Origin of the sequence: Streptomyces sp. NPDC058877, from assembly GCF_042742855.1 — a bacterium.
Classification (GTDB): Bacteria; Actinomycetota; Actinomycetes; order Streptomycetales; family Streptomycetaceae; genus Streptomyces.
The window spans coordinates 1-13,358 of record NZ_JBHYMF010000185.1; the positions used below are offsets into that span (position 1 = coordinate 1).

Here is a 13,358-nt window from a genome sequence, read left to right on the forward strand (position 1 = left end):
CTACCTCGCCGGCCTCTACCTACGCGCCTCGATGATCTGGCTCAAAGACCTCACCCGGACCACCTGATGATCACAACCAAATACGCTCCCTAGGGACAGAAGCCTCGCACATCCGCCGACGCTGCTGCATCGCCTTTCTCTCCGGCCCAACCGTGCTGACAGACAATCTTCTCCGTGGACTTCCGCCCACGACCAGCATGAGCGCCCCGGGGACCGGTCACACCAGTCCTTTGACCTGCGACTTCAAGTTGGCGGAGGCTCACTGCGATCCACTGGGCGGTGGCCTTGGCGGCGGCGGAACACCCCCACGTCGGTGGGGAAGACGCCGCAATCCGCGTCTCCCCGGCGCCCTGGACCGGAACACCCCCACGTCGGTGGGGAAGACCCCCGGCTCCTCCCACAGGTACATCCCGCCCACGGAACACCCCCACGTCGGTGGGAAAGACCGCGCGGTCGCGAGCATCGTGGACCGGAGCTGCGGAACACCCCCACGTCGGTGGGGAAGACGAGCCCTGCTCGAAGTAGCGGGTGAAGTGCGGCGGAACACCCCCACGTCGGTGGGGAAGACGCCGGCGGTGCGGGCGATGGCCTGGAGGTCGGCGGAACACCCCCACGTCGGTGGGGAAGACCCGCGCGTCTCCCAGACTCGAATGGTGCCGGGCGGAACACCCCCACATCGGTGGGGAAGACTGTCGCCCGGGGCCGGGCATGTGCGGTCAGATCGGAACACCCCCACGTCGGTGGGGAAGACCTGCCGGGTGAGCCGATGGACTGCGGGCACGACGGAACACCCCCACGTCGGTGGGGAAGACGGATCCTCGACGTACCGCCTGCGGATCTGGTACGGAACACCCCCACGTCGGTGGGGAAGACGGGTGATGTTGACGGAGATGAAGCCTCGTTCGCGGAACACCCCCACGTCGGTGGGGAAGACCGGTTCTCCGCCTGCGTGCGGCTCTCCTCGGCCGGAACACCCCCACGTCGGTGGGGAAGACGTCCAGGGCGGGGGCGGGACTGCGGCGGCGGGCGGAACACCCCCACGTCGGTGGGGAAGACCGTGCGCAGCAGCCAGCGCCGCCACGCGTCCGCGGAACACCCCCACGTCGGTGGGGAAGACGGGCAGCGAGGTCCCCAGGGCATCCGCCACAGCGGAACACCCCCACGTCGGTGGGGAAGACCGTCATGTGGTTGCGGCCGATCGCCACCGCGACGGAACACCCCCACGTCGGTGGGGAAGACGTGCGCCAGTTCCCGACTTCGACGACGTGCAGCGGAACACCCCCACGTCGGTGGGGAAGACGGCGTCGCCGTTGATGACGTGCAGGAACGTGGTCGGAACACCCCCACGTCGGTGGGGAAGACCCCTCGTCGAGCGCGGCCGGACGCCCGAGCGTCGGAACACCCCCACGTCGGTGGGGAAGACTCGGCCACGCGGAGGGCCTGCGCCTCGGCGAGCGGAACACCCCCACGTCGGTGGGGAAGACGATCACGACGCCGGTCACGGTCGAGGTGAGCTCGGAACACCCCCACGTCGGTGGGGAAGACGAACTGCTGGCCTGGGCCGTCTCCCGCGAGTCCGGAACACCCCCACGACGGTGGGGAAGACGTCTCCGTGGGCATCTCAAGTGCGGCTGCGCCCGGAACACCCCCACGACGGTGGGGAAGACGATCTTCGGCACCCCAGCGAGATCACGGAATCCGGAACACCCCCACGACGGTGGGGAAGACTCGATGCGGCCGGCGTAGTTGTGCACGTTCACCGGAACACCCCCACGACGGTGGGGAAGACCCCGCCCAGGCCATGCACCGCCTGGACGACCGCGGAACACCCCCACGACGGTGGGGAAGACGGGATGGTGGCGACGCGCCAGTACCCGGCCAGCGGAACACCCCCACGACGGTGGGGAAGACTCGGCCCGGATCGACCCCACCCGTACTGGGACCGGAACACCCCCACGACGGTGGGGAAGACGCCTCCCCGCCTCCCCGCCTCTCTCCCTACCTCGGAACACCCCCACGACGGTGGGGAAGACACCCACACCCGGCCGCCCTTCGGGGGCGCCGGCGGAACACCCCCACGACGGTGGGGAAGACTCAAGGAGCGCCTGGACGAAGCCGACCGCGTCCGGAACACCCCCACGACGGTGGGGAAGACCGGACGGCACCCGCGTTGATGGGAAAGGCCGCCGGAACACCCCCACGACGGTGGGGAAGACACGAGACGTTCCGGCCCGACTGGTACGACACGCGGAACACCCCCACGACGGTGGGGAAGACGCGTAGATCAGGTTCGGGCCCCGTTGGCGGAGCGGAACACCCCCACGACGGTGGGGAAGACACGCTGGCGGAGACGACGCCGCCGGAGAGGTTCGGAACACCCCCACGACGGTGGGGAAGACGCAGATCGCCGTCGTCCGCGGTGGAGACACCTCCGGAACACCCCCACGACGGTGGGGAAGACGATGCGGCCGGCACGCGGCACGGGCCGGACGCCGGAACACCCCCACGACGGTGGGGAAGACGACCGCCGCCGTCAGCTCCGCACGCCGGAGAACGGAACACCCCCACGACGGTGGGGAAGACATGGGCTCGGGTGCGCTGGGGGCGGGCTGGCGCGGAACACCCCCACGACGGTGGGGAAGACGTCGTCCGTATTCACCGCCCGCCCCCGCTCATCGGAACACCCCCACGACGGTGGGGAAGACGAGCTGGGGCCCTTCGCGCCGTACACGTACCGCGGAACACCCCCACGACGGTGGGGAAGACGCGTTCGGGGTCTCCCAGGGGACCCCCGTCCTCGGAACACCCCCACGACGGTGGGGAAGACGTCGAGGACTGCTTCGGCGGGGCGCAGTTGTTCGGAACACCCCCACGACGGTGGGGAAGACCCTGCGACGGGTGCGAGTACTGCGAACACCCGCGGAACACCCCCACGACGGTGGGGAAGACCCTTCGTGACCTGCAACTCAGCAGAGGCTTTGCAATTGCTTTACCAGCGCTGCTGGCCGGGTACTGAAGCGCATGCCGCAAAGCTACCCGACCGTTCACCCGCGTGTTGTCAGTGCCGCATGGTGGAGTAGACGTGGACGGGCTCCGACGACACGGGCCGAGCGCGCGGACGGTAGGGGAATACTCATGATGCGACGGCCGGACACAGCTCCTGATGAGACGGCGTGGGGAAAGTCTCGGGGGTTGGATCCCAAGCTTCCGGCCTATCCGCTGGTGAGGCACCTGCTGGATGCTGCGGCGATTGCCCTGTTCTTGTGGGACCACTACTTGTCCGACAACCAGAGGCTGGCCATCGCCGAGGGTTTCGGCTTGTCCGATGCGCCGGATCGGGCACGCGCTCTGACCGCGCTCTGCGCGGGGCTGCACGACATCGGGAAGCTCTCCGGGTTCCAGTTCTGCGATGCTCGAGGGCGCAGCGGCTTGAGTGACTCGCTGGCGGGTGATCCGGGAAGGATCGGCGTCGAGCGGCTCGGGCACGACATCGCCGGGATGGAAGCGGTACCCGCCGTTCTGGAGGCTCTGGGCTTTGGTACGACGGTGGACGCGGAGATCGAGCGTATCGCTGAGGTGCTGGGCGGGCACCACGGGCGTTTCCACCGGTTCGACCCGCAAAGGACGCACCCATCGCGTCACTCGCATCTCGGTGGCGCAATGTGGGCACGGCAGCGTGAGGCCCATGCTGCCGCAGTCCTTGACGCTCTGGGCGATCCTTCTCCTCCGACGAGGTTCCGTGCTCCGGCGGCTGTGCTGGTGACTGGCGTGGTGATCCTGGCTGACTGGTTGGTCAGCCAGGAGGGGTATCTTCGGCGCCGGCAGCGACAGCTTGATCCCTCTCTTGCTCGTCACTTTGAGATGTCGCTGAGGGATGCTGAAGCCTTGGTGCGTGAGGCCGGTCTCATGCCTGTGGATCTGAAGCGCAAGGGGTTCGCGGAGGCGTACGGGATCACGGGTGAGCCGAACCCGTTGCAGCGCTCGATCGTCGACGGTCTGGCTCCGCTCCGCGGTGGGACGGGGGGTGGCGCGCCTAAGGCGGGGATCATGCTGGTGACGGCTGCACCGGGCGACGGGAAGAGTGAGGCGGCGTTGGAGGCCGAGCGCCTCCTGTCACGGGCCTTCGGCACACGCGGGTTCGCGTTTCTCCTGCCGACCATGGCGACGAGCGATCAAATGCACAGCCGTATCGCTCAGATTCTGGCCAGGCAAGATGGAACGGAGGCAGGTCTGACGCTGACGCACAGTATGGCGTGGTTGAGCAGTGCTTACGCCGCTGGGGACCTTCAGGCAGGTGGGCGGGTGTTGGTGTGTGAGGGCGAGGACGACGCTACGACGGCCGAGAAGCAGACTGCGAGGCACCTGGCTGCGATGCGCCCGTCGAGCTGGTTGTTCGGGGCCAAGCGGCCGTTGCTTGCTCAGTACACGGTGGGCACCATCGATCAAGCTCTGATGGCGGTCTTGCCGGTTCGGCACAACGCCCTGCGGCTGCTTGCTCTCTCGGGGAAGACGTTCATCGTCGACGAGGCACACGCCTACGATTCCTACATGCAGGTCCTACTGGGCCGACTGCTCAACTGGCTCGGCAGGTACGGCGTGCCGGTGATCCTGTTGTCGGCGACGCTGCCGTCCTCAGTCAGTGACAAGCTGGTCAAGGAGTATCTGCAGGGCGCGGGGCTCAAGCGCAAGCAGCGGGAGGGCCGAACCTTCCAGGCTCCCTATCCGGGCTGGTTGTACGTGGATGCGAGTGACGGCCACTCCAAGCAGATCGAGCCCAGGGCACAGCAGGCGCAGGCACAGGAGCGTCGCATGCGCCTGGAGGTGCAGATCGAGCCCGTCGTCCATCACGCGCAGGGCGGACGGCGAGGTCGGCTCTCGGTGATCGAGCGCTTGTTGGAGCCCGTCGTCACTGACGAGGGCGGCTGTGCTCTGGTCGTTTGCAATACGGTTGCGCAGGCGCAGGAGACGTACGAGCACCTCAAGAGACACTTCGGTGGGAGTGGGCTGGCACTGTCCGGGCAGCGCGAGGGAGAGGAACACGATCTGCAGCTGCTGCATGCCCGGTTTCCTGGTGACGTGCGGGAGAGGCGGACCAAGGCGGTGACGTCCGGAATGGGACGAGGGGGGCCCAGGCCGCAGCGAAGGGTCGTCGTCGCCACTCAAGTCGTCGAGCAGTCACTGGACCTGGATGCTGATGTCGTGATCAGTGACCTCGCCCCGCTCGCGCTCCTGTTGCAGCGGGCTGGGCGGTGTTGGCGTCATGAGACTTGGTGGGTGCGCCACGGCTATCCAGGCGGGCGGAAACGTCCGGCCTGGGCAGCGGCGACGGGACCGCGCCTGGTGGTGCTGGACCCGATCGCAGGTCAGGGCGGTGTCCCCGTGCAATGGGGCGAGGTCTACACGGAAGCTCTCCTCAAGGAGACCTCGTCGACGCTTCATGAGCGTGGAACGCAGGGGATCTGCATCCCCGAGGACGTCCAGGAACTCGTCGAGAGAGTGCACGGCGACCGAAGTGATCGATTCGACTGGAGCCTCTCGGACACGGCGGAGGCTTGGGTGGCCCATGTAGGCAAGACCATCGCACAAAAAGGCGTTGGTGCTCTCCTGGCCATCCCCCTCGTGGGCCACGTCACGAGGCTGAACCAGCTCCACCACCTGCAAGGCGAGGAGGATGAATGGGAGGCGTCCACCCGTTTGGGGGCAAACTCGATACGTCTCCTGTGCGTCTACGCGCATCCAAACGGGACGGTCACGCTCGACCTGGCGGGAGAGCGGCCACTGCCCAGGGCCGCGGCAGGCGGCCGGATGGAACTCTCCGATGTACGAGCCGTTATGGGCCGAACCATCCCGGTCAACGCGGAATGGTTCAAGGGCGAGCGGGAACGGCACCAACCCCCGGCGGACTGGTCCGAGCACGCGATGCTGGGTGACCTCGTGGTCGTGCACCTGCCGGTGCGCGACCACGAGGTCCAGGCAGTCACGGTCGGAGGCAAGCACCTTCTGCTCGACGAGGAGCTGGGCCTCCTGCGCTCTTGAGTCACCGCTGCCAGCGCATGCAACACCCCCACATCGGCGGGGACTTCATGCTGAACTGAGACACCGTGTCACCTACGGTGGTACACCCTCGCAGCGGCGAGGAGATGATGCCTCCGGTCGCGTGGTGCAGCTTAACTCTCACAACGGCTCCGGCCGGTCACAGTGCACTGGTGGTCATCGCTGGTGTCGTGCCGCATCGGTGATGGCCATCACAAGTGCCCCGTAGGCCGCACATTGCGTGGCGCTGGGGCTCAGGACCAGGACGACGATCACGATCAGCGAAATCGCACCCCAGGAACGTGGCACTGGCCAGTCGACGGCAGTGGTGACGGATGCTGACATGCAAGGCACAGGTACTCCTTCGGGAGGCTTGGCACGGTCGAGTCCGGCACTACGGGCGCCTTGGCGAAGATCAAGCGGGCGCGCTGCGCCGCAAGGGTGGGATCCAAGGCAAACCGGGTCACTTACGGCTTCAGTAAGTTGCGTACACGAGGAGCCTCGCAGTGGCCTACTGGCCTTCGCACGCTCGCGCAGACGACTTGTCAGTGGCTGGTGCTTCAGTGTTCCAAGTAGGTATTCCGCCCCACCTGGGGGCCGGCTCTTAAGGGGTTGGAGTTGTCGGAAAGTTTCGACCTGCGCAACGAGCCGTGGATTCCGGTACGGGTCCGCGGCCAGTCCGTCCAGGTGGGCCTCAGGCAGTTGTTCCACCGTGCGCACGAGATCGACGATATCGAGCTTCCGGTGCCACCGGCCGCCTCCGGACTGCTGCGAATCCTCGCGGCGTTGGCGTCCCGGATCGCCCAGGAGGACGGTCTGGGGCTCTGCGACGAGGACACGGCCGAGGACGCCGAGGAGTGGTTCGCACTGCGGGCCCGCGTCCTGAAGCAGGGAAGGTTCGATCCCAACGCGGTGGACGCCTACTTCGACGACGAGACGCTCACCGGTCGTTTCGATCTCTTCGATGCGCAGCGTCCGTTCCTCCAGGACCCCCGGCTGCGCAGCGAGTGCGTGGACACCAAGGGCAGGCCCAACTCGTCCGGTATCAACAAGCTCGTCATCGGACGGCCGACTGGTGTCAACGGTGCTGTTCTCTTCGGCCACTTCAATGATGCGGCCCCTGTGGCGGTGCCCGCGGCTGTCGCGGCGTGGCATCTGATTGCGATGCTGTATTACGGGCCGTCGGGTCAGTGCACGCCGCGTCGTATCACGACGGTGCGCGCAGGCAGCGGGGATGCGGGGCCTCTGCGGAAGGCAATCTCTTTTCACACATGGGCCTCGGATTTGTTCACCACTCTGGTGCTCGGTGTGCCCACGCCGGGAAGCGGGGCAGAGGGGAACGACCTGTGTCCGTGGGAGGACGAGCTCCCTGACCCGCTCGGCACGCTGCGCCCGTACACCTGGCCGGGCCGCATGTTGACGGGGCGTGCGCGTCACGCTGTCCTTCTGGTGCCGTCGTCCGACGGCCGGGAGGCTGTGGACGCGTACGTGACCTGGTCCACCCATCAGCCGTCTCCAGCCGTGCGGGACCCGCACGTCATCCTCGACATGCCTCGGTCTGGCGAAGGCGCGCCTTTTGCGCGCCCCGCCGACGGGCACAGGGCGCTGTGGCGCGACCTCGACGCGCTGCTCCTGATCGGTGACAGCCAGACGCAGCGGCCAAGCGCCCTGGACCATCTGCCTCGCAGCTTGGCAGAGCGCCTACGGGTTCGGGCCTACGGCTTCGACCAGGACGGTCAGCAGCGTGACAACATCTGGTTCGAGGCCACCACCCCGCCCGTCCTCGCTTGGCAGCAGCACACGAATCCGGAACTCAGCCCATACCCGGGAATGGCCGAGCATGTGGCGCGCTGTCACCAGGCCGCCGAAGATGTCGCGGACAAACTGCGCTATGCCGCACGTCTGGCGTGGAAGCTGGCCACGGATCCGGTAGAGGACTCCTCGGCCAAGGTGAGGCTGGACCCCAAGAAGCAGGGGCCTTGGGCAGCTCTCGCCGTCAGCCGCTTCTGGGCGGCTGGCGAGCAGGTCTTTTGGGAGCTGGCTACCCCTGATCTGGTCGACTCGGCGCCATACCCACCCTTCGTGCAAATTGCCCTCGACGCCTTGGACGAGGCGATCGGCGCGCGCAGCGCGGACGTGCGCGTCGCCCGGGCTCGGAACAGGGCGCGCACAGTGATTCGCTCTGCCTTGCCGAAGCCGACCATGACCGCCCCAGGGAAGTGAAATGACCTCAATGCCCGCATCCAAGCCTCCGGTCGATCGTCTAGCGCAGCAAAGCGCCTACGTCGCCTACGTTCTCAAGCTGTGCGAGAACAAGAAGAACCGGGCCGATCTCCGAAGCGGTCTGGGAAAGCCGGTGGAGCGTTCCAACTACATGCACCGACTGCTCGTGCCGCGCCTGATGGACGAAGACGTCCAGCACCCGGATACCCGTCGGGCGTACTACGCCATCGCTTCCCTGATCGCGGGGCGACCGCGTGCCGCTCGTGACGCGGAGGTGCAAGCGGCCACCGAAGAGGAAGAGGCGGAATCGGGGACACTCGACGACGGTGCCCAGGCAGCGGATTGGTGGAGGCGCCCCAACCTGGGGGCATCGCTCGCCGAGGCCGTCAACAAGAAGATCATCAAGCCGGATACGGCCGAGTCGGATCTTCATCTGATGGCCCGGCAGTCCAGTGATGCGATCCACCTCCGGCTTCCCGCTCTGACGCGGCAACTGCTCAGCAAGGGCGTCACCCTCGACTGGGCCGTGCTGCTCTACGACCTCACGTGGTGGAACCGCGACCAGGACCGCATCGCGACCCGCTGGCTCGAGAGCTACTTCCGCGTCCGCACCCGTGAACTCCCTTATGACGACGAATCATCCAGCACCTCCGAGGAGAACCACTGATGTCCCTGTTTCTGGACCTGAGCGCCATCCAGTCGGTGCCGACCGCCAACCTCAACCGCGACGACCTGGGTTCACCCAAGACCGTCCGTTACGGCAACGCCACGCGGATCCGCGTCTCCAGCCAGTCCTGGAAGAGGGAGATCCGCCTCGGAGTGGAAGGAGACCTGGGAGAGAAGGCGACCCGAACCCGCCAGGTGCCGGTCAAAGTCAAGGAGGCCCTGGAGAGCCAGGCCAGTTGGCCCGCCGACCTCGCTGCGTTCGCAGGGAAGCAGGTAGCCGCCAGCGCCGGAAAGAAGGGCCTCGGCACGGAGAGTGCGGGACACACCTCCGTCCTGCTCTTCCTCCCCGAGTCCGGGATCGACGAACTCGTCACCGTGTGCCTGGACCACCGCGAGGCGCTGGAGAAGGGACTGGGCAAAAAGACCCCTGGGGTGCTGCTGCCTACCCTCAGAATTGAGGAGATCCTCAAGCGGCGCACCGCCTCCATCAGTCTTCTCGGCCGCATGCTCGCCGAACTCCCCGGCGCGAACGTCGATGGCGCCGCACAGGTCGCGCACGCCTTCACTACCCATGCCAGTGAGCCCCAGCGGGACTACTTCACCGCGGTGGACGACTGGCTCGGCGAGGCGGAAACGGGCAGCGGGCACCTCGACACCGCCGAGTTCAGCGCCGGCGTCTTCTACCGATTCGCGTCCGTCAACATCACCGACCTTCTCAAAAACCTCGACGGTGACGAGAAAGCCGCCCGTACCGTCCTGGCCTCCTTCGCCGACCAGTTCCTGATGAGCCTGCCGCAGGCCAAGCGGACCAGCACCGCTCCTCACACCATCCCGGACCTCGCCTACCTCGCTGTCCGCGCCCAACGCCCCCTCTCCCTCGCCGGAGCGTTCGAGGCACCGATCACCGCCGATGTCACTGGCGGCTTCAGCGCCCCGTCGATCAGCCGACTGTCGTCCTACGCATCCGACCTCAACCGGCTCACCGGCGACCGCAATCGCACCTTCCACGGATACGCCCGGACCGGCGAAGGAGAGCTGGCCGGCCTCGGCACCGCCCACGCATCCTTCCCCAGCCTCATCGACGCCGCTGTCGAAGCGGCCTTCCCGGCCGCCGGGAGCGAGAAGTGACGAGCCTGCTGCTGCGGTTGGCCGGACCACTGCAGTCCTGGGGCGAACGCGCGGCATTCCCCGCCGTCCGCGACACCGCGTCCTTCCCGACCCGCTCCGGACTCATCGGCCTGATCTCCGCAGCCGAAGGCAGAGGACGCGAGGAAAACCCGCAAGATTACGCGGCCTTGGAGTTCACCGTGCGCGTAGACCGCCCCGGCGTCCTGCTGAGCGACTACCACACGGTCGGCGGCGGCTACCCGAAGAACCGCACCGCCGCCACGGCCGGCGGCGGCAACAAGGGCGCGGCAGTGATCACCCGCAGGCACTACCTCGCCGACGCCGTATTCGTCGTCGCCGTCACGGGAGCGGACAACGACATCGAACGCATCGGGACAGCACTCGAATCCCCGCACTGGGCACCCCATCTAGGGCGCCGATCCTGCGCCCCCGACGAGCCCTTCCTGCTGCGCACTGGCATCGACGACCCCGAAGTCGAACTACGCACCCGAGTCCCACTCAGCAGCCCATACCGCGGCGACCGGCAACCTGCGCGCCGCAGCGGCACGGGCATGGTCCGGGTGGACTTCCTGCGGGAGCATCCACCGGCCGACGGCACCGGCAGCGTCATCAACCTGAGCGCTCAGGACATGCCCATCAGCTTCGCACCCCAAGGCCGTATCCACGGCAAACGCCACCTCTACCGGACGACGGAGCACCTGCCCCAGTCGCTCCTCGCCGAGCCGGCCGACCTCCACCGACGCCTGATCGACTACGCCCTGGAGGCCACTGCATGACCCCCTCCGCAGAAATTGCCCGCATCCGTTTGAACCCCCACAGCCGCGCCGTACAGCGAGACCTGCGCGATACGACCGAAATGCACCGCACCCTGATGCGGATGATCCCCGACAACCTCGGCGACACCCCCCGGCACGACACCGGCTTCCTCTTCCGCATCGACGAGGACGACAAGACCAGCACCGTCCTCGTCCAGGCCACAGTCCCACTCGACCACGCCGGCCTGCCCACCGGATACGGCGACGTCCGCATCAAGCAACTCAAGCCGATGTTCGCCGCACTCAGGCCGGGACTCGGCGTGCGGTACCGCATCGCTCTCAACCCGGTAAAACGCGAACGTCTGCCCCTAGAACAGAGAAACAAGCGCGGAAAGATCGTCCCTCTCTCAGGCGCGGAGGCCGACCAGTGGTGGGCCAGACGCGCCGGCGAAGCCGGCCTCCACCTAACTTCCACGGTCTCCACACCACTGCGCCCCGTCCGCCCCCACGGCAGAAACGCACCACCCATACGGCACAGCCTCATCCGCTACGACGGGACGGCCACCATCACCGACCCCGTCGCCCTCACCCAAGCCCTCCTCCAGGGCATCGGCCGCGGAAAACCGTACGGAGCAGGACTCCTCAGCCTCGCCCCAGCCACCACGACATGAGCGCACCCCGAAAGGGTGGCGACGCGCGTGCCCGCCTCGCCACCCCCACACTCGCCATGCTCCCGCGCGTCGCGGACTCCCTCTCCTTCCTCTACCTGGACATGGTCCGCGTCGTTCAGGACGACACCGGCGTCTGCGCCCAGATCCAGGCAACGGAAGACCGCACCGACACCGTCTACATCCCCACCGCGGCACTCTCCTGCCTGCTCCTCGGACCTGGCGTCTCCATCACCACCCGCGCCCTGGCCACCCTCGCCCGCCACGGCACGAGCGTGGTCTGCACCGGATCGGGCGGCGTGCGTGCCTACGCCGGCATCCTGCCCCCCTCACTGACCACCCACTGGCTCGAGCAGCAGGCAACCAGTTGGGCAGACCCAGCACGCCGCCTCAATATCGCCGTACGCATGTACGGCATGCGCTTCGACGCCGAAGACGTGCCCGCCGACGTCACTCTCCACACGCTCCGCGGCCTCGAGGGCCAGAGGATGAAAGCCCTCTACCGGCTACTCGCCCAACAGCACGGCATCGGCCGCTTCCGCCGCAACTATCGCCCCGACCAATGGGACCAACAGGACCCCGTCAACCTCGCCCTGTCGGCAGCGAACACATGCCTGTACGGCATCGTGCACGCTGCCCTGCTCGCACTGGGATGTTCCCCCGCTCTCGGATTCGTCCATGCCGGCACGCAGCACGCCTTCGTCTATGACATCGCCGACCTCTACAAAGCCGATCTCACCCTGCCCGTAGCCTTCTCCCTCCACCAGTCCGCCAACCCCGAGCAGGAAGCACGCCGAAAGTTCCGTGAGGAACTCCGTCTCGTGCGCCTGCTGCCGCGGATCGTCCGGGACATCCAGACGCTCCTCACCCCAGCCGACGACAAGCCAGACGACGAAGATGACGATCGCCTCGACCGCCGCGACGTGCAGATGGTTCATCTCTGGGACCCGCGAGAGGGCGTCCTGCCGGCCGGCGTCAACTACGCACACGGGGAGACCTGATACCTCATGCCGTCCATGCTCGTCATCGCCACCACCGCAGTCCCCGATCACTTGCGCGGTGCCCTCAGCCGATGGACGACAGAGGTTGTAGCAGGCATCTTCGTCGGCTCGGTCTCTGCTCGAGTCCGCGACGAACTCTGGGAGGCCGTCACCCAGGTCGTCGGGGACGGAGCGGCTGTCCTCGTACATCCAGCTCCGACAGAACAGGGCTACAGCATTCGTACAGCAGGGAGCCGGCGTCGGGTACCCGAGGACTTTGATGGGATCACCTTGATGAGAATGATGGGAGCGTCACCCTCTCCACTAGAGGTAAATAACTCGCAAAGCCCTTTTTAAGCCGCAGGTCAGAAAGGGTCCTCCCCGCCGACGCGGGGGTGTTCCGGCGGACGGCGCGCGCTGCCACTACTGCCGGTTGTCCTCCCCGCCGACGCGGGGGTGTTCCGACCGGAGAGGCACCGGACAACCTCTTCGAGCAGTCCTCCCCGCCGACGCGGGGGTGTTCCGGCCATGGACGGAGGGATGGACGGGGGCGGCGGGTCCTCCCCGCCGACGCGGGGGTGTTCCGACCCCCGTTGCCCATGAGGTATGGCGTGACTCGTCCTCCCCGCCGACGCGGGGGTGTTCCGGTGCAGCCCGTGCAGGTGCTCATCACCCCGTCGTCCTCCCCGCCGACGCGGGGGTGTTCCGCACCGCGCGCCCGTGACGGAACCGAGGAACCCGTCCTCCCCGCCGACGCGGGGGTGTTCCGGTGGCCACGGCCGGCGCCGCGATCGTCTTCCCGTCCTCCCCGCCGACGCGGGGGTGTTCCGGCGTGGGAGGACGGCCTGACCATCCGTGAGGCGTCCTCCCCGCCGACGCGGGGGTGTTCCGAGGGGCTGGTGTAC

Annotated in this window: 8 protein-coding genes and 2 CRISPR repeat arrays; all 8 genes read left to right on the forward strand. The window is 67.4% G+C overall.

Translation table 11 applies throughout. The features are described 5' to 3' along the window. Nucleotides 1-295 precede the first annotated feature (295 nt). Nucleotides 296-2,949: direct repeats of the CRISPR family, unit length 29 nt; unit sequence CGGAACACCCCCACGACGGTGGGGAAGAC. Between the two features lie 189 nt (nt 2,950-3,138). The 8 genes from cas3 to cas2e all read left to right on the forward strand — a co-directional run bounded on the left by cas3 (nt 3,139) and on the right by cas2e (nt 12,810). Next, the gene (gene cas3 / locus ACFW2Y_RS29470) at nt 3,139-6,036 is read left to right on the forward strand and encodes a CRISPR-associated helicase Cas3' (protein ID WP_384885245.1); all 2,898 of its coding nucleotides are present in this window, start codon (nt 3,139-3,141) and stop codon (nt 6,034-6,036) included. A gap of 615 nt (nt 6,037-6,651) precedes the next feature. Further along, nucleotides 6,652-8,256, forward strand: coding sequence for a type I-E CRISPR-associated protein Cse1/CasA (gene casA, locus ACFW2Y_RS29475; protein WP_384885234.1), 1,605 nt, complete (start codon nt 6,652-6,654; stop codon nt 8,254-8,256). A gap of 10 nt (nt 8,257-8,266) precedes the next feature. Continuing rightward, nucleotides 8,267-8,923: a type I-E CRISPR-associated protein Cse2/CasB gene (casB, locus tag ACFW2Y_RS29480; RefSeq protein WP_384885236.1), complete on the forward strand. Its 657-nt coding sequence runs from the start codon at nt 8,267-8,269 to the stop codon at nt 8,921-8,923. Then, a complete protein-coding gene (cas7e, locus tag ACFW2Y_RS29485) occupies nt 8,923-10,050 on the forward strand; it encodes a type I-E CRISPR-associated protein Cas7/Cse4/CasC (RefSeq protein WP_384885238.1) in 1,128 nt (375 codons plus the stop codon). Before casB ends, cas7e begins: the two co-directional genes overlap by 1 nt. Next, on the forward strand, nt 10,047-10,826 hold the full coding sequence (cas5e, locus tag ACFW2Y_RS29490; RefSeq protein WP_384885240.1) for a type I-E CRISPR-associated protein Cas5/CasD: 780 nt from the start codon (nt 10,047-10,049) through the stop codon (nt 10,824-10,826). Before cas7e ends, cas5e begins: the two co-directional genes overlap by 4 nt. Then, complete coding sequence (gene cas6e, locus ACFW2Y_RS29495) at nt 10,823-11,476, forward strand: type I-E CRISPR-associated protein Cas6/Cse3/CasE (RefSeq protein WP_384885242.1); 654 nt, start codon at nt 10,823-10,825, stop codon at nt 11,474-11,476. Before cas5e ends, cas6e begins: the two co-directional genes overlap by 4 nt. Nucleotides 11,477-11,532: 56 nt before the next feature. Further along, complete coding sequence (cas1e, locus tag ACFW2Y_RS29500) at nt 11,533-12,474, forward strand: type I-E CRISPR-associated endonuclease Cas1e (RefSeq protein ID WP_384885246.1); 942 nt, start codon at nt 11,533-11,535, stop codon at nt 12,472-12,474. A 6-nt stretch (nt 12,475-12,480) separates the two neighbouring features. Next, a complete protein-coding gene (gene cas2e / locus ACFW2Y_RS29505) occupies nt 12,481-12,810 on the forward strand; it encodes a type I-E CRISPR-associated endoribonuclease Cas2e (protein ID WP_384885244.1) in 330 nt (109 codons plus the stop codon). A 17-nt stretch (nt 12,811-12,827) separates the two neighbouring features. Then, nucleotides 12,828-13,344: direct repeats of the CRISPR family, unit length 29 nt; unit sequence GTCCTCCCCGCCGACGCGGGGGTGTTCCG. Nucleotides 13,345-13,358 lie beyond the last annotated feature (14 nt).